17 protein-coding genes are annotated in these 17269 nt (G+C 66.8%); 5 read left to right on the plus strand and 12 right to left on the minus strand.

From position 1 onward, the window contains the following. Positions 1 to 166: 166 nt before the first annotated feature. The 10 genes from A5695_RS02720 to A5695_RS02765 all read right to left on the minus strand — a co-directional run bounded on the left by A5695_RS02720 (position 167) and on the right by A5695_RS02765 (position 10603). A complete protein-coding gene (locus tag A5695_RS02720) occupies positions 167 to 934 on the minus strand; it encodes a mannan-binding family protein (RefSeq protein WP_068077781.1) in 768 nt (255 codons plus the stop codon). A gap of 18 nt (positions 935 to 952) precedes the next feature. Beyond that, a complete protein-coding gene (locus A5695_RS02725) occupies positions 953 to 1549 on the minus strand; it encodes a tetratricopeptide repeat protein (RefSeq protein ID WP_369830151.1) in 597 nt (198 codons plus the stop codon). Between the two features lie 96 nt (positions 1550 to 1645). Continuing rightward, positions 1646 to 2905, minus strand: a complete 1260-nt coding sequence (locus A5695_RS02730; protein WP_068077785.1) for an MlaD family protein — start codon at positions 2903 to 2905, stop codon at positions 1646 to 1648. Continuing rightward, a complete protein-coding gene (locus A5695_RS02735) occupies positions 2902 to 4116 on the minus strand; it encodes an MlaD family protein (protein ID WP_068077788.1) in 1215 nt (404 codons plus the stop codon). The genes A5695_RS02730 and A5695_RS02735 overlap by 4 nt, the downstream gene beginning before the upstream one ends. Further along, a complete protein-coding gene (locus tag A5695_RS02740; RefSeq protein WP_068077789.1) occupies positions 4113 to 5228 on the minus strand; it encodes an MCE family protein in 1116 nt (371 codons plus the stop codon). The genes A5695_RS02735 and A5695_RS02740 overlap by 4 nt, the downstream gene beginning before the upstream one ends. Continuing rightward, positions 5225 to 6271, minus strand: a complete 1047-nt coding sequence (locus A5695_RS02745; protein ID WP_068077790.1) for an MCE family protein — start codon at positions 6269 to 6271, stop codon at positions 5225 to 5227. Before A5695_RS02745 ends, A5695_RS02740 begins: the two co-directional genes overlap by 4 nt. Beyond that, complete coding sequence (locus A5695_RS02750; protein ID WP_068077791.1) at positions 6264 to 7322, minus strand: MlaD family protein; 1059 nt, start codon at positions 7320 to 7322, stop codon at positions 6264 to 6266. The genes A5695_RS02745 and A5695_RS02750 overlap by 8 nt, the downstream gene beginning before the upstream one ends. Next, positions 7319 to 8887, minus strand: coding sequence for an MlaD family protein (locus A5695_RS02755; RefSeq protein ID WP_068077793.1), 1569 nt, complete (start codon positions 8885 to 8887; stop codon positions 7319 to 7321). Before A5695_RS02755 ends, A5695_RS02750 begins: the two co-directional genes overlap by 4 nt. An 11-nt stretch (positions 8888 to 8898) precedes the next feature. Continuing rightward, positions 8899 to 9762: an ABC transporter permease gene (locus A5695_RS02760; protein ID WP_068077795.1), complete on the minus strand. Its 864-nt coding sequence runs from the start codon at positions 9760 to 9762 to the stop codon at positions 8899 to 8901. 1 nt (position 9763) lies between these two features. Beyond that, a complete protein-coding gene (locus A5695_RS02765) occupies positions 9764 to 10603 on the minus strand; it encodes an ABC transporter permease (RefSeq protein ID WP_068077797.1) in 840 nt (279 codons plus the stop codon). A gap of 269 nt (positions 10604 to 10872) precedes the next feature. Between A5695_RS02765 and A5695_RS02770 the strand changes: the two genes are divergently transcribed. The 5 genes from A5695_RS02770 (at position 10873) to A5695_RS02790 (ending at position 14811) form a co-directional block, all read left to right on the plus strand. Further along, positions 10873 to 11472, plus strand: coding sequence for a TetR family transcriptional regulator (locus A5695_RS02770; protein ID WP_068077801.1), 600 nt, complete (start codon positions 10873 to 10875; stop codon positions 11470 to 11472). A 126-nt stretch (positions 11473 to 11598) separates the two neighbouring features. Then, complete coding sequence (locus A5695_RS02775; RefSeq protein ID WP_046183102.1) at positions 11599 to 11880, plus strand: phosphoribosyl-ATP diphosphatase; 282 nt, start codon at positions 11599 to 11601, stop codon at positions 11878 to 11880. 2 nt (positions 11881 to 11882) lie between these two features. Continuing rightward, entirely contained in the window at positions 11883 to 12740 is an 858-nt protein-coding gene (gene hisG / locus A5695_RS02780; protein WP_068077803.1) for an ATP phosphoribosyltransferase, read from the plus strand. A 182-nt stretch (positions 12741 to 12922) separates the two neighbouring features. Then, positions 12923 to 13432 (plus strand): DUF4126 domain-containing protein, encoded by a 510-nt coding sequence (locus A5695_RS02785; protein WP_068077805.1) that lies wholly within the window; start codon positions 12923 to 12925, stop codon positions 13430 to 13432. Then, positions 13429 to 14811, plus strand: a complete 1383-nt coding sequence (locus A5695_RS02790; RefSeq protein ID WP_068077806.1) for an FAD-containing oxidoreductase — start codon at positions 13429 to 13431, stop codon at positions 14809 to 14811. Before A5695_RS02785 ends, A5695_RS02790 begins: the two co-directional genes overlap by 4 nt. 23 nt (positions 14812 to 14834) lie before the next feature. Here A5695_RS02790 and A5695_RS02795 read toward each other — a convergent pair whose 3' ends face one another. Both A5695_RS02795 and A5695_RS02800 read right to left on the minus strand, forming a co-directional pair. After that, positions 14835 to 16103 (minus strand): DEAD/DEAH box helicase, encoded by a 1269-nt coding sequence (locus tag A5695_RS02795; RefSeq protein ID WP_068077807.1) that lies wholly within the window; start codon positions 16101 to 16103, stop codon positions 14835 to 14837. A gap of 268 nt (positions 16104 to 16371) precedes the next feature. Then, complete coding sequence (locus tag A5695_RS02800; protein WP_068078126.1) at positions 16372 to 17262, minus strand: RecB family exonuclease; 891 nt, start codon at positions 17260 to 17262, stop codon at positions 16372 to 16374. Between the last annotated feature and the right edge of the window lie 7 nt (positions 17263 to 17269).

Here is a 17269-nt window from a genome sequence, read left to right on the forward strand (position 1 = left end):
TGGTACATGGACGGCGGCAGCGTGCAAGCGCACATCCCGCTGTCCGCGTTGGCGGCCGTGCTGCGCATTTAGGGCTGCCCACGGCTCCGCGAGCAGCGGCTCAGTCCTCCGGGTTGTAGCCGAGGTTGGGGGCGAGCCAGCGCTCCGCGTCCTGCAACGTCCAGCCCTAAATGCGCAGCACGGCCGCCAACGCGGACAGCGGGATGTGCGCTTGCACGCTGCCGCCGTCCATGTACCACTGCATGACGCCGGGGGTGAAGTTGATCGGCTCGTCGTGGCCCACCGGGTAGTCAGGCATGTACAGGATCAACTCGTCGGGCGTCACCGCCCATGCCTTGTAGCCCCCGGAATAGACCCTGTCCGGCATCCAGCGGTCGATCACGAACGGGTAGGTGCCCGGGTCGTGGGGCGGCGCCGCCTGATTGAGCGCGGTTTCGATAAATGGTTGGGCCAGTGGGGGAATGGCGGTCAGCGGGTTCGACGTCGTCAGGTCCGCCAGTTGCACCCGCCGGCCGCTTGCCATGTCGAAGGTGAAGGTCCGGTAGGCGTTGTTGAACTTCGGCCCGTCGGCGTGGTAGTCCTCGTGGAACACGGCGCTGAGCAGGTTTGCGTGCCGGAATACTTCGAAGTTCTCCTCGCCGTAGCTGTCGGCCGCCATGCTGCCGTTAGCGGTTTTCCAATTGTTGACCAGGGTGTGTAGGTAATCGCGGATCGCCGGACCCGTGATCGGATTGTCGACCAGGTCGTCGGGCACGGCGACCTTGATGTCCCGCACGGCCTTGCGTTCCGACGTCACCGAGGTGTGGCAGTACTGGCCGTCCCAGTCACCGCCCAGCTCGCCGCAGAACGACGGCGCGGACGCGTGGGCGGTGGCGGCAGTGGGAACCGTTGCAGCTAGCGCGAATACGACCGCGGCCCAGAAGTTCTCGCGCATCAGATGCCTCCGCCCGGCTCAGAGTAATTGGACCTTGCTGGCCCGCCAGCGACCGTCGACCTTCTCCATGGTCATCTTGATCCGGCTGCGGTCGATCCGCGGGTCGGGCGCGGCCGTGTTGGTGACTGTCTGGTCGATAAAGACCAGCACCACAACCTTGTTCGCCGACTCCGACTGGATCGCCGAGTCCACCACCACGCCGTGCGCGGTCGCCTTGTTGTCGATCAGCAGCTGCCGAAGCTTCACGCTGGACTGGGTGTACATGTCCTTGAATTCGCCCGTCGCGCCGTCGAGAACCTGCCTGAAGTTGTCATCGACCTTGTTCGAATCGATGCTCGTCAGCACCTGCGCATAGGCGATGGCGGCCTGTTGGGCTTGTTCACCGGCGAGTTTCACCTGGTGCTCCTGCCACTGCCGCCAGCCGAGGAATCCCGAAACGGCAAGTGAGGCGACCAGCAGCGCCGGCAGCGCGCTGCGACGTAGGTAGCGCTTCCAGGGGCGCCTGCGGTGCTCGGCCTCGCGACGTTTGCCGGTCAGCAGTACGCCGTCTTCGTCGTCGGGTTGTTCGGTGTCTACCCGCAGCTCCTCGGCGTCTTCAGTTGCCGTTGAGGGCATTTCGTCATCAGGTGCCACGTCGGCGCGCGCCTCCGCCTTCGGATTCTTCTTGGTGGTCACGATCACGATCAGCTCCTCGAGATGCGGATTGACGGCTTAGTGCGGCGGTTCGATCGGCAGAGCCGGACCGCCGTAGGGGGTGGGAATGGTGTAGCGACCACGCGGCGTCGGATCGGTTCGACGGCCCAGGTCCGCACCCGGCGGGGGACCGGCGGTGTCGTCGCCCCCCGGCCGCGGGGCGTTCTTGGCCCCCCGGATCGAGACCGCGGGATCGTCGTCGCGGCAGTAGGTGTACATGAACGGCTCGTAGTAGTCGGCGGCGGAGGAGGCGTGTGACGGCGTCCCGTAGTCGCACACATAGCGCGGGTAGAGGTCGGCCGTCGCCCAGACCCCGTGATCGTGAAATGCGCTCGCCACCGCGTCCAGCACGGACCCACGGTAGTCGGGAAACAGCGCGTTGAGCGCCGGAACCCGTAGATAGAGCAGCTGCGACATGGTCGCCATGCTGCCCAGCAGCTGCACCATCGTATCGGAATTGTCGGCGAACAGGTTGTCGACCGCTGAAAGCGTGTGCGGGGTTTGCTCCGTCAAGCGGCGATAGCCGGCCTGCATCCTGGCCAGGCCGGTCAGCGTTCGGTCGAGTTCGGTTGCGGCAGCGCCCAATCCGGCGTTCTTGTCGCTGGCCAGGGTGAGCACCACCCGGCTCGTCTTGATGATGCTGGTGGTTTGGGGCAGCACCGAATCGAGCGTGGAAAGCAGGAACGTACCGCCGTCGACGATGGCGGTCAGCTTCGCCGGGCCCTCCTTGCTCATGCTCAGTTCCTTCTTGATCAACTCGACCTTGTGGGGGTCGACCTGGGCCAGCAGCCCGTCGGCGTCGCCGAGCAGCTGGGCCAGGCTGATCGGGACGGTGGTGCGGTCGGAGGTGATGAGGCTGCCGTCGTGCAAGTACGGCCCGGCGTCGGTGGTGGCCTCGAAGTTGATGTATTGCTCGCCGGCCGGTGACAGCGCGGAGACATGCACCAAGCTGTTCGCCGGTATCCGCGCGTTCGACGTGATGCTGGCGATGGCGTTCACGCCGTTGTCGGTAATGCGCAGCGACTCGACCCGGCCGACGCGCACGCCTCGCAGCGCGACGTCCTGGTTGGGCAGCAAGCCGCCGGATTCCGGCAATTGCACGGTGACGCGGTAGGTCGAGGCGAAAGGTTTCACCCGCAACGCGCCGATGAGCAGGTAGGAGGTGGCGACGACCAGAATGAGCGCCAATCCGGCCACCGACAGCCAGACCTGTTGCCGGTGACCGGTGCGCACCGCCCGGACGATGAGGTTCGCGGCGTTGTCGACGGCGCGGGTCATGGTCGCGGTCCCGGCGGTGGTGGGGGTGTCGGCGGTCCGGGAGCGACGTCGATTTGGCCGGGGATGTCGGGGTCCGGAACTACCGGAACCTGCGGCGAATTCGGCCCGCGGCCGACCACGCGTTCCTGCAGGCGCCACAGGGTGTACTTGAGGGTGCCGACGAGCAGGTTCACGTTGTAGTGGTGCGGCCCGTGCAGCCCGATGTCGCCGGGGAATCCGATGTCGGGAAGTGATCCGAGCATGATCTTGTCCACGCCCACGTGCACCGAAATCGAATTCCCGGCGGTCGATTTGACCAACGGGGGAATCAACCGGTTCAGCGCCAGCCAGCTGGTGTCGGGGCTCACCGCAACGTCATTGGCGGCCCCGGCGACCGTGTTCAGGTCGCGGATGATGCTGCGGCCGCTGGTGTCGGTCCCGCCGATCGACGGGAACCGGGCCAGCAGCCGGGAGGTGTCGCCCACTCCGATGGCCAGGGTGGAGAGCTGGGCGGTGTTGTCGGCCAGGGCCGAAGTAGCGGGCGCGGCGGCCGCCATCAGGTCGCTGATGGTTTGGTTCTTGGCATCGAGTTCATCGGCCAGCCGCGATAATTCGGTCAACGCGGTCGAGATCTGACCGGACCGCGCATCCAGCGTTCCGAGCAGCTCGTTGGACTTGCGGATCATGTCCCCGAATGCCTGGCCCTGGTCGCCGGTCGCCTTGCCGAAGCCGTTGATGATGTTGGTGAAATTGCGCACCGCCCCGCCGTTCACCAGAATCGCCGCCGAGCTCAACACCGACTCGACGGTCGCGGCGGCCGCCGTCGAGTCCAGGCCGATGGTGTCGCCGTCGGTCAACGGTGGCGCGTCCGGGTCACCGGCGGCCGGGGGCTTCAGGGCGACGAACACATCGCCCAGCGGCGTCGCGGTTCGCAATTCGGCGGTGCTGCCCCGGGGCAGTTGCACCCCATCCCTGATGCGCAGCCGGGTGACCGCGGTGTAGTTGCGCGCGACCATCGACTCGAGCTGCCCCACATCGGCGCCGGCGAGTTTCACCTTGGCGTTCATCGGCAGGTTGAGCGCGTTGGAGAACACGGCGTTCAGCGAGTAACCTGCTGAACCCAGGCTCGGGGCCGGAAGGGGCAGGCTGGCAAGGCCGTTCGTGGCGCATCCGGCGGTCACCATCGCCGCGGCCACCGCCGCCAGCACGCCCCGCGGGCAGGGGGTCATCATTTCTGCCCCATCGCTGCCATGCCGTCCAGCACATAGGTCAATCCGAAATCGGGTCCGAAGTCCTGTATCGTCCCGGTGCTGCAGCCCAGTTGCCGAAGCCCCATCAGGTTGCAGATCTCTTTGGTGAACTGGCTGTCGAAGAGCAACCGATCCGTCAGGAATCGTGCGCGCACGCTGCCGTTCGCCCGGTCGATCATGTTGTAGGCGTTGTCGGCCACCAGCGGAGCCAGGTCAAGGAGCTCGGCCAGGTCCCGCCGCTGGTCGGTCACCGTCTGCAGCGTGGCCTTGCCGTTGCGCGCGGTCTGCTTGATGTTGTCGCGGTTGGCGTCGAGGAGGTCGCCGGCCCGCTGGATCAGTTCGTCGAGTTTGCGTCCCGTGGTGCCGCTGCCGAGGTTCTCGTCGGCCATGATCTGGCTGACTTGGTGGATGGTGGAGGCGAATTCGCGCAGCTTGGTGTCGTTGGCGGCCACGGCGTCGAACAGGGAGCTGATGTTTCTGACGATCGTGGTGATCTGCTCGCGGGTCGCCGCGCCGCCGTCGCCGGACAGGCGCAGCGCCTTGGACAGTTCGCCGAGCGCCGCTTTGATCCGTTCCCCGTTGCCGTTGACGACCTGGGTGCCGCCGTTCAGCACGTCGGCAACCGGCCCCCCGCCGCGGCCGTCGCCCTCGAGCGACTTGGTCACCTTGTCCAAAACGTTGAGGACGCTGCTGAATTCGACGGGCGTTTTGGTCCGAGGCAGCCCGATGGTGTCGTGGTTTTCCAGCGTCGGTCCGCCCTTGTACGGCGGCGTAAGTTCGATCTGCCGATCGGTGAGGATCGAGGTTGACACCGTGACGGCCTGCGCGGTGGCGGGAACCTTGACGTGGCCGTCGACGGTGAATTCGACTTCGACGTAGCCGCCCTTGGCCGTGATCTTGGTGATCTTGCCGACCGGCATGCCCAGCACCGCCACCTCGTTGCCCTCGTAGAGGCCTGCGGCGCTGTCGAACTGGGCGGTCACGGTGATCGAGTCCTCGTCGGAACCGAGACACCACCAGCCGATGCCGGCGACCGCGGCGAGCGCCGCGAGGGCCGCGATGACGGCCACCGATTTCGACGCGAGCCTTTTCATTTGCAGTCCTTGAAATACTGGATCATGCCGAACTGCTTGGCACGGCCGCTGATTGCGCACATCCACGAGTCGATCAGCGGGACGTTGGGGGCGTTGAAGTTGATCGCGTTACCGTCGCCCGTGAGGTTGGCGGCCTCGCGGAAGAAGATCGGGCTCGTTTGCAGCATGCTGTGCAGCAAGTCGTCGTGGGCGGACATCAGGTTGGTGAAGTCCCGCATGTCCTTGACCAGCGCGTCCAGCGCCGGCCGGTCGTTGACCACGACCTGGCTCATCGTGTCGACGAGGCTCGACAGGGATTGCATCATCGCGTGGAAAACGGCCCGCCGCGCGACGAATTGACCCAACAGGTCTTGGCCCTGGTTGACCAGGGTGCCCACGTCGGCCTGCTGGCGCCGCAGCGTGTTGGTCACCTGCTCGGTGCTGCGCAGGAGCTGGCCCAGCTGGTCACGTCGCACCGCGATGATCGACGACAGCGTGTGGATGTTCGAAATGGCTTGCGGCACAACCGTCGGCAGCCCGTCGAGCTGCCTGCCGAGCACGGCGAGCGATTGCGCGAACCGGTCGGAGTCGACCTGCTCGAACGTGGTGGTGGCGTCCTGCAGCGCGGCTTGCAGGTCGTAGGGCACCTCGGTGTGTGCGAGGTCGAACGTGTTGTTGGGCAGGTGCGAAGGACCGCCGGGTTCCAGCGCGAGGTACCGCGAGCCCAGGATGGTGGCGACCTTGATCTGCGCCCGGGAATCCCTGCCGAGCGCGATGTTGTCCCGAACCTTCAGCCCCGCCTCGACGTGGTCGCCGACGAGTTTCATGCTGGTGACGTTGCCCACCGGGATGCCGGCGACCACGATCGGGTTGCCGGCCCGCAGCGAGGCGGCTTGCAGGAACTCGGCCGTGTAGTGCCGGTATCCGGCGCCGAGCGCGTGCACGAGCAGCATGACGGCGATGATCACCGCGACCACCGCGACCGCGATGAACCCGAGCCAGGTCTTGTTGTAGCTTTCCAGCGTGCGTTTCCTGATCCGCTGCCACACGGAGGCGTCAGCCATCGGCCGTGCTCCTGCATCTCGGGCTGTGCCACGCCTTGTTGCCCGGCGTGGCGGCATTGACGATGATCGGCACCACATCGTTGAGGCCGGGAAAGAATCCCAGGAAGTTCACGTCGCACACGTAGGCATTGCCGTAGGCGCCCTGGTTGCCGACCCGGACGAGCCCCTTCAGCAGCAGTGGGATGTTGTCACCGAAGAACGCGACCTGCGGCTCGACCTCCATGATGTGTTTGGTGACCCCGGGCTGGCGGTCGATGAATTCGCGCAGCGCCGGGTACACGTCCGTCGCGGCGGCCGACAGCCGGCCGGTCACCCGGGCCAGTGAACCCGCTGAGGCGACCAGGTCCGGACGCCGGATGTCGAGCTCGCCCACGACGCTGCGGGTCTGGGTGATGACCCCGTCGAGGTTGTCGTTCTGCTGGGCGAGGTTGGCCATCACCTTGTTCAGATTGGTGATCACGGCGCCGAGGGCCTGGTCGCGGCCCGCGAATGTCTCTGTGAGCGTGGAGGTCTGGCCTACCAGTGTGGTCAGCGATGACCTGTCGCCTTGCAGCGAGGCGATGATGCCCTTGGTGAGGTTGTCCGCGTCGTGGGGGTTCAGCAGGCTGAACAACGGTTCGTAGCCGTTCAGCAGCGTGGTGACGTCGAAGGAGGGTTCGGTGCGTTCCAGCGGAATCGTGCTGCCCGGTGGGAGCAGCAGTTGCGGGCTGCCTTCCTTGCCCAGCGACAGTCCGAGGTAACGCTGGCCGACGATGTTCTGGTAAGTGACCGACGCTTGGGTGTTTCCGAACAGCCGTTGTTCCTGCTGCACCACGAACGAGACCCTCGCAAGATTTCCGTCGAGCTCGATCTTTTCGACTCGGCCGACGCGCACCCCGGCCATCCGGACGTCGTCGCCTTCGCGCAGTCCGTACACGTCGCTGAACACCGCCGAATACTTGGCCGTGTTGCCCGCCACGTCACGACGCAGGCTGACATACACCAGCCACGTCAGCGTCAACGAGACGACCATGAACAGGGTCAACGCGACGAGCGGGCCTCGAAACCTCATTTGGCCTCCCCGGGTCGATGAGTCAGCGACACCGTGGTGCCACGCGCAACCGGGCCCAGCAGCAACTCGGTGGCCGCGGTGGCGGGTGCACCGGTGATCACACCCAACATGTCCCGTTCGTACTGACTCCCGACGGGTCCCACGTTCCCGCCGAACGAGGCCTGCGGGATCCACGGTGCCTTGGGCGCCACCGGGGCGACCCACGGTTCGTGCGGCTGCGGCGTGGCGGGTGCCCCCGGCGACGGGTTGTCGGGGTTCGCACTACCGGGCACGGGTGGCGACGGCGTGATCCCCGCGGGCAGCGGGGGATTGGGGTCGGACAGGTTAGGGTTCGGGTTGATCAGCGGCGGACCTACGGCGACTAGATTTCCGTCCGGGCCGATCACCGTGCCCGGGGGTGGGGCAAGATCCTTGGGCGGCTGATAGTTCTGCGGCAGCAGGACGTCGGGCAGATCGGGCCGCACCGGGACCAGCGGTGCGGTGAAACAGCTGGGTCCCTTCAGCTCGCCGTAATGGGGGCAGTCCGCGCGGGTGTAGGTGGAACTGGGGGTGAACGTCAGCATCGCGCGCATGTTGCCGAGGTTGGTCTCCGGATTCCAAACCTGCTCCATGAACTGGTTTGCCAGGTTGTCCAGTTTGGCGACCGCGGGCACGAAGTTGTTGGACTTCTGCGCCAGCACGCCGAGCACGGGCGTGAAATCGGTTGTGATGCCGATGAGTTGGTCGATGTGATTGCTCAACGACTGGCGGGTGGTGCCGACCGTGTAGTCGGCGCCCGACAGCAGCGCGGCCAGCTGCCCGCGGGTCTCGGCGAAGGTCCGCATCGGTTCCACGGCCTGGTGCAGTGCGTCGAGAAGATCGGGGGCGGTCCGCGCCAGCCCGCGAGTCGCATCCAGCAGCGCCGACACCGTCGAGGGCCCGGTGTCCGTGCCGACAATCGAATTGAGTTGGTCGAGAAGGCGATTCAATTGGGCGCCGGCGTTCAGCAGGCGGACGCGACGGTGGTCGGTGGCGGCGCCCAGCGCAGCCAGAATTCCGATCGATCGGTCGTCCCGGTCGCGGCCCGCCGCGGCGAGCAGGTCGCGCAACTTGGTCACGGTTGTCTCGAACAACACGGTCGGAAGCCGCTTGTCCTCCGGAATATGCGCGCCGTCGCGGATCGTCGCACCGCGGCCCTCCTGGTTCGGGGAGCCCACCAACTGAACCGACGACACGGCGAAGACATTGCTGGGCACCACGCGCGCGGTCACGTTGGCCGGGATCGAGCCGGCGAATTCTTCCTTGAGGTCGATGTGGACGTAGTTGGGGCTGCCGTGCGCCGCGGGCACGACGCCGTTGACCATGCCGACCAGCACGCCGTGATATTTGACGTCCGACCTCTGCGGCAGGCCATCGCCCACGTTCACCAGATCGGCGACGACGCGGACGTAATTGTCGAGCCTGCCAGTGGATTTGACCAACATGGCGGTGGTCAGCAGCGCGCTGACCACCACGACAGCGATACCTATGCCGAACAGCTGCCGGTCGGAGGGGCCGCGCCCGTCCTGCTCAAAGGAGTTGGGCATGTTCCAGCGACCTACCCGCCAAACCGTGCGCCGGAGTCGACGCCCCACAGCGCCATGGTGAGCAACATGTTCACGATGATCACGACGGTGATGCTGGCCCGCATTCCGTGGCCCGCGGCGACCCCGACGCCTTCCGGTCCGCCGACCGCGTAATAGCCGTAGTAGCACTGGATCGTGGAGGCGATCCAGACGAAGATGACGGCCTTGATCAACGAGTAGACGATGTCCTGCCCGGCCAGCATCAGCGTGAAGTAATGCAGGTAGGAACCGGTCGAGCCGCCGCTGCCCAAACCCACCACCATTTGTGTGCTCAGGTAGCCGATCGCCAGGCACGCGGCGTACAGCGGGACGATCGCAACCACCGAGGCGATCAGCCGGGTGGTGACCAGGTACGGGATCGGCCGGATCGCAATCGATTCCATCGCATCGATCTCCTCGGCGATGCGCATGGAGCCCAGCTGTGCGGTGAAGCGGCAGCCGCCCTGCATGGCGAAGGCCAGCGACGCCATCAGGGGCGCCAGCTCGCGGGTGTTGACCAACGACGAGACGAAGCCGGTGGCGGGCCCCAGGCCGAGCAGATCCAGGAAGTTGTAGCCCTCAATTCCGACCAGCGCCCCGACCGTCATGCCGAGCACGACCGCCACGCCGGCGGTTCCGCCGCCCACCACGATCGAGCCGTTGCCCCAGGTGATGTTTGACAGCAGCCGCAAGAACTCGCCCCGGTACTGGCGCAGGGCGAGCGGCACCGCGACGAGCGCCCGAACGAAGAAGACCAGCAGGTGCCCGAGCCGGATGATCGGCACTTTGCCGCGGCGGTAGAGCCGGACGAGGGGGACCGAAATCGGTGCGGACGATTGATCAGCGGACACCGTCACCTCACAGCCCCGTCCTAGGCGACAACATGATGTAGAGCTGGCTGATGGCGACGTTGACGATCATCAGCAGCAGGATGGCCTCGACCACCGCCGCGTTCACCGAGTTCGCGACGCCCGTCGGTCCGCCCTTGGTGGACAAGCCTTTTTGGCTCGACACGATGGCCACGATGGCGCCGAACACGACCGCCTTCACCAGCGCCAGGATCATGTCATCGGTCGTCGCGAACGACGCGAACGTCGACACGAAGCTGCCCGGGGCCCCGTTCTGGAAGTACACGTTGAACATGTAGCTGGCGAAGAATCCCGCGAAGCACACGACGCCGGTGAGGGCCACACCGATCATCACCGCGGCGGCGAAGCGAGGGACGACCAGACGGCGGATCACCGAGACGCCCATCACCTCCATCGCGTCGGTCTCTTCACGCATCGTCCGCGAGCCCAGGTCGGCGGTGATCGCCGACCCCACAGCTGACGCCAGCAGCACCGCGGCCACCAGCGATGCTCCCTGCCGGATGACGGCGAGCCCGCTGGCCGCGCCGGCCAGCGAGGTGGCACCGACCTGGCCGGCGAGCAGGGCGAACTGGATGGACAGCGTGACGCTGATCGGCAGCGACACCAGGATCGTCGGCAACACGGCGGTGCCGGCCATGAACGCGCCCTGCCGGACGAATTCCTGCCATTGGAATCGTCCTGTCATCAGGTCGAAGAAGAAGTATTGGGCGGTGCGCACGCCGAGGACGAATTGTTCGCCGACCGTGGTCAGTGACGCGACGGGATGACGCTTGACGTATCCGATGGACCATTCCTGAATGGCGGTTACGCCGTCATGCCCGGCCGTCATCGCGCGGCTATTTGTCGTGTGTCTAGCAAACTCACGGCACCCGTCATTGCGAACCAGTACATCTTGACCGCCGAGCAGAGGGGATCGGAGCCCTTGGAGCCTAACTTCACAAAAATAGCCTTGGCGGTTCCATAGTTTTGCAGCTCATGGGCGTGTGCTGAGCCAGACTAACCTACTTGATAGGCACTTTCAATAGTGTAGAGTCACTCATCTGGATCGCCGCTGAGCGGCCCCATGGGCTGAAATGTCGGATTGACGAAGGTGAAGGCATGCCCTCAGCAAACACGGGCTCGTTGCGAGACCGCCGTCGTGCTGAGCTAGTTTCGCAGATCCAGCAGACCGCCCAGCGGCTTTTCGCCGAACGCGGCTTCGACGCGGTGACGACCGAGGACATCGCCGCGGCGGCCGGCATATCGATCAGCACGTATTTCCGGTACGCACCCACCAAGGAGAGCCTGCTGGTCGGTCCGGTCCGGGAGGCCAGCGCCGATTTCATCGAGTCCTACAGCGCGAGACCACCGGACGAGTCACCGGTCGAGGCGTTGATCCAGTTGTTCGTCGCGCGCGCCCAAGAGGCCATCGAAGTCCAGACGCTGGACACCTGGCGCCAGGCCGTTGCCAGCGCCCCGCACCTGTTGAGCCAATCGGTGCTGGTCACCGAGAGCGAACATCGCGAATTCGTCGAGCAAGTGGCGTGCCGGATGGGCGTCGACGCAGCGGCAGACATCCGGCCCGCGCTGTTGGTGCACACCAGCTTGGCCACGGCAAAATTCCTCATCGATCGCTGGCTCACCCAGCCCCCCGACGGCGTGGAGTTTCACGTTCAGTTCGAAGAGGCGTTGCGCATGACGCTCGCCGGATTCGGCTGACACGCGAAATGCCTGTGGCGCAGGTCTTTCCGGAATGTCAGGCACGGCAGGACCGGGAGCGTCCGCGCCGTGGGCCGCGGCACCGGGCTAGCCGGGCTAAACCGCCGTGACTTTGCAAGCCGGCGCATGAAACAATCGCTGGCCGTGAAGACGTTTGAGGATCTGTTCGCCGAATTGGGCGAGCGCGCCCGCACCAGGCCGGCCGGCAGCGCGACGGTTGCCGCGCTGGATGGTGGCGTCCACGGGTTGGGCAAGAAGATCCTCGAGGAGGCCGGTGAGGTGTGGCTGGCCGCCGAGCACGAACCCGACGAGGCGCTCGCCGAGGAGATCAGCCAGTTGCTCTATTGGACGCAGGTGTTGATGATCGCGCGTGGCCTGTCGCTCGACGACGTCTACCGGAAGCTGTGACGATGCTGCGGGTCGCCGTTCCGAACAAGGGCACGCTGAGCGAGCCGGCCAGCGAGATTCTCGCGGAGGCGGGCTACCGCCGTCGCACCGATTCCAAAGACCTCACCGTCATCGACCCGGTCAACCAGGTCGAGTTCTTCTTCCTGCGCCCCAAAGATATTGCGATCTATGTGGGGTCGGGGCAGCTCGATTTCGGTATCACCGGACGCGATCTGGTCCGCGACTCGGACGCGCCGGTGCGCGAGCGGCTGGCCTTGGGTTTCGGATCGTCGAGCTTTCGCTATGCCGGCCCGGCCGGGCGGGAGTGGACGACGTCGGATCTGGCCGGGAAGCGGATCGCGACGGCCTACCCCAATCTCGTCCGAAAAGATTTGGCAGAGCGCGGTATTGAAGCGACCGTCATCCGGCTCGACGGGGCGGTGGAGATTTCGGTGCAGCTCGGCGTGGCGGACGCCATCGCCGACGTGGTCGGGTCCGGGCGCACCCTGAGCTTGCACGACCTGGTGGCGTTCGGCGATCCGCTGTGCGATTCGGAGGCGGTGCTGATCGAGGGCGCAGGCCCCGACGGTCCGAACGGGACGCAGGCGGCGCGCGATCAGCTGGTGGCGCGGATCCAGGGTGTGGTGTTCGGGCAGCAATATCTGATGCTCGACTATGACTGCCCGCGTTCCGCCCTGGACCAGGCCACGGCGATCACGCCGGGTTTGGAGTCACCGACCATCGCGCCGCTCGCCGATCCGGACTGGGTTGCGATCCGCGCGCTGGTGCCCCGCCGCGGCGTGAACGAGATCATGGACGAGCTGGCCGCCATCGGGGCCAAAGCAATTCTGGCTTCAGATATCCGGTTCTGCCGGTTCTGATCGAACCTCGGGCGTCGCGCCAGCGTGGCGCTCGACGCCGGCCGTCACGCTGGCGTGACGCTCGGGGCGGGTGTCGCGACCGCGGCTGTGTTAGCGTCCCGCCTAGGGCTGTTTGCCCGTGTCATCCGATGGGCCGTCATCCCTAACGATTGCCGGGCTGTTCGATCCCCAGGAGGGTCTTCGTGACACACGCGCTCATTCTGCTGCTGGCTTTACTGATTGGCGCCGTCGCCGGGCTGCGTTCGCTGACGGCCCCCGCCGTCGTCGCCTGGGCCGCCTATCTTGGCTGGCTCGACCTGCATGGCACGTGGGCGTCGTGGCTGGCCAACATCATCACGGTCATCGTCTTCACCGTTCTCGCGATCGGCGAACTGGTCAACGACAAGCTGCCTAAGACGCCGGCCCGCACGGCGCCGCCGATCTTCGCCGCCCGGATCGTCATGGGCGGACTGTCCGGCGCGGCGCTTGGCGCCTGGCCGCACTGGACCTTCACCGCGCTCGGGGCCGGCGTCATCGGCGCGGTGCTCGGCACCCTCGGCGGCTATCAGGCGCGCAAGCGGCTGGCCGCCGTGGCCGGCAGGGACCTGCCCATCGCGCTGCTGGAGGACGCGGTAGCGATCTTGGGCGGGTTCGCCATCGCCGCGGTGACGGGCCACGTGCTGACGGAATACCTGCTGACGGCAGTGAAGTGACACAGCATTTCGACGCGATCATCGTCGGGGCCGGGCAGGCCGGCCCACCGCTGGCGGGGCGGCTGACGGCGGCGGGACAGCGGGTTGCGCTGGTGGAGCGCAAACTGATCGGGGGCACCTGCGTGAACACCGGATGCATCCCCACCAAGACCCTGGTGGCCAGCGCGTACGCCGCTCACCTCGCGCGCCGCGGCGCGGATTACGGCGTGGCGACCGGACCGGTAAGCGTGGACATGGCGAAGGTCAAGGCGCGCAAGGACGAAATCATGCTGGGCGACCGCAAGGGCGTCGAGGACTGGTTGGCGGGGATGCAGGGTTGCACCGTCTTTCGCGGGCACGCCCGGTTCGAGGATCCGCACACGTTGCGTGTCGACTCCCAAAATGGGCATGACGTGCTGCACGCCGACCGGATCTTCCTCAACGTCGGTGGTCGTGCGGTGGTGCCGGAAATCCCGGGGCTTTCCGACGTCGAGTTCCTGACCAACGTTTCGATCCTCGAACTCGACACGCTGCCAAGCCATCTCGTCGTCTTGGGTGGCAGTTACATAGCGCTGGAGTTCGCGCAGATGTACCGGCGCTTCGGCGCGCGGGTGACCGTCGTCGAGCGGGGTTCGCGGTTGGCGTCCCGCGAGGACGAGGACGTGTCCGCCACCGTCCGCGACATCCTGGAGGACGAGGGCGTCGATGTCGTCGTCGGTGCGGATGACGTGCGAATCACTAAGACCGGCAACGGCTTTGACCTGACCCCCAGCGCCGGCGCTGCCCCGATCGCCGGCAGCCACCTGCTGCTGGCCGTGGGCCGGCGGCCCAACACCGACGACCTCGGGCTCGAGACGGCCGGCGTGCAGACCGACGCCCGCGGCTACATCGTCGTCGACGACCAGCTCAGGACCAACGTGGACCACATCTGGGCGATGGGGGACTGCAACGGCAAAGGCGCCTTCACCCACACCTCTTACAACGATTTCGAGATCGTCGCCGCCAACCTGCTCGATGACGACCCGCGCCGGGTCAGCGACCGCATCACCGCCTACGCGCTTTACATCGACCCCCCGTTGGGGCGGGCCGGGATGACCGTCGACCAGGTCCGTGCGTCGGGACGCAAGGCGCTGGTCGGTAAGCGGCCGATGACGCGGGTCGGTCGGGCGGTGGAAAAGGGTGAGACGCAAGGCTTTATGAAGGTGGTGGTGGATGCCGACACCCGGGAGATCCTGGGAGCGGCCATCTTCGGCGTCGGCGGCGACGAGGCCGTACACGAGATCCTCGACGTCATGTCCGCCAAAGCGCCCTATACGACGCTGGCTCGCACCATGCACATCCACCCCACCGTCAGCGAACTCATCCCCACGATGCTGCAGGAACTGACACCGCTCGACTAGTGGCGATCGCCGCCGGGGTTCGCCTACCGCAACGCCGTGGCGGGGCGACGCGAGCGGCGCCTGTTGCGCGGCGCGCTCGGCCGGGGCGGACGAGCCGCCACCGGCGTCGGCGCGATGACCTCGCGCGGCGCGGGCGGCCCAGCCAAGGCGTGGATGACGGGGGAGGCCGCCGTCACCTGCTGGGGAACGGCGCGGATGGCCGCCTTGCGCATCATCGATTCGGCGTCCCGGCGTTGCTCGGGCAGCACGATGGTGACCACGTCGCCGGACGCGCCGGCCCGGGCGGTGCGGCCGGAGCGATGCAGGTAGGCCTTGTGCTCCGGCGGCGGGTCGACGTGGACCACCAGCTCGATGTTGTCGACGTGCACGCCGCGCGCGGCGATGTCCGTCGCGACGAGAACGCGCGCGTGACCGGCCGCGAACGCCGCCAGGTTTCGGTCGCGCACATTCTGGGAGAGGTTGCCGTGCAACTCGACCGACGCGATGCCCGACTGCGTGAGCTGGCGGGCCAACTTACGGGCCTGATGCTTGGTCCGCATAAACAGGATTCGCCGGGACTCCCCAGCGGCCAGCCGGTGCACCAGCTCCCTCTTTGACTGCGGCCCGTCGACACAGAACAGGTGATGTGTCATCGCGGGAGTCACGGAGACCGGTTCGGCGACCGATCGCGTCACCGGGTCGGAGAGGAATCGCTTCACCAGGGTGTCGACGGCGGCGTCGAGCGTGGCCGAGAACAGCATCCGCTGGCCGGCGGTGGGCGTGGCCGCCAAAATGCGGGTGACCGTGGGCAGGAAGCCCAGATCGGCGAGGTGGTCGGCCTCATCGATGACCGTGACCCGTACCGCATTCAGCTTGACGATGCCCTGCTTCATCAGGTCTTCCAGCCGGCCCGGACAGGCGACGACGATGTCGACGCCGGATTTCAGCGCCGCGGCCTGCTTGTGCTGCGGCACCCCGCCGAAGACGGTGGTCACGCGCAGGCCCCGAACCGCGGCGAGCGGCGCGATGGTTGCGGCGATCTGTGTCGCGAGTTCGCGGGTGGGCGCCAGCACCAGCCCGGTCGGCTTGCCAGGCCGGCGGTTACCCGCGTCGAGCCGGCTCACCAGCGGGATCGAGAAGGCGAGCGTCTTGCCGCTGCCGGTCTTGCCGCGGCCCAACACATCACGGCCGGCAAGCGTGTCCGGCAGGGTCTCGATCTGAATTGGGAATGGCCGGTGCGCGCCGCCCTTGGCGAGCGCGTCAACCAGCGGTGGGCTCACCCCGAGGTGAGCAAATGTTGTGTCTTCAAGCATGTTTCAATGTCCCTAAAGCGTCGGTGGTAGCGAGATTGCCCTGCTGGCAACATCGATCGCCGCGACTCGAGGCTGTGCGGAGCGCACCTAGTCATCTCGGACTCGGCGCCCCGCGGGGATCTGAGAGGAAATAACGAATCGATCACGACGCGCTGGCAAGCCATTTGGCGCCAGCGTTGACATGAGCCTACCGCACTCGCCGCTGAGCTATTGCGTTAGGGCGCTCAAGCCACAATGACCCTGGTCACACCGGTGGACCCGCCCGCGGTCACGCCGCCGGCTCGGTCGGCTCCGAAAAGCCTTGCGCCACAGCGATATCCGGCCAGCCGGGGTAGGTAGGTGGGGTTCCGCCGAACAGCGGGCAGTGTTGCTGGTGGGGGCACCAGTCACACAACCGCGACTGGCTGGGGCGGAAATCGCCCGTTTGGCCGGCGGATTGGATCGCACGCCAGATCGCCATCAGGGTCTTCTCGAAGCGCAGCAACTCGTCGTGGTCGGGCGAATAGTCCAGCACCTGCCCGTCGGCGAGGTAGATGAGCCGCAGCCGGGCGGGTAGGACGCCGCGCGTGCGCAGCAATGCCACCGCGTAGAACTTCATCTGGAACATCGCCTTGAACTCGGCCAGGGCCCGTGCCGCCGGCGGCGCCTTGCCGGTCTTGTAGTCGACCACCCGCAGTTCTCCGGTGGCCGCGACGTCGATCCGGTCGATGAATCCCCGCAGCAGGGTGCCGTCGGCGAGTTCGACCTCGACGCGTTCCTCGCAGCACTGCGGATCGAAGCGCGTCGGGTCCTCGAGGCGGTAGTAGCCGGAGAGCAGCGCCCGGGCCTCGGCGATCAGTTGGCCGCGCTGCTCGGAATCGAAGCCGCCGGCCAGGTCGGGCGCCGCGGCGATCGCCTGGTCCCAGGCCGGCTCGACCAGTGACAGCGCGGTTTCGGGACCGCGCTGCGCGGCGGGCAGCCCGTAGAGCTGCTGCAGGGCGGCGTGCACTACCGAGCCGCGCAGCTGTGCGGCCGAGGGTGCCTCGGGTAGCCGGTCGATCGCCCGGAACCGGTACAGCAGCGGGCATTGCTTGAAGTCCGCCGCCCGCGACGGGGACAGCGCCGGTTTCGAAGCCGGTCGTGCGGCCGGCCGCGCGAGTGCCAGCGGCTGGTCGGTCATGTCCGCA

The organism is Mycobacterium sp. E1747 (assembly GCF_001667775.1).
Classification (GTDB): domain Bacteria; phylum Actinomycetota; class Actinomycetes; order Mycobacteriales; family Mycobacteriaceae; genus Mycobacterium.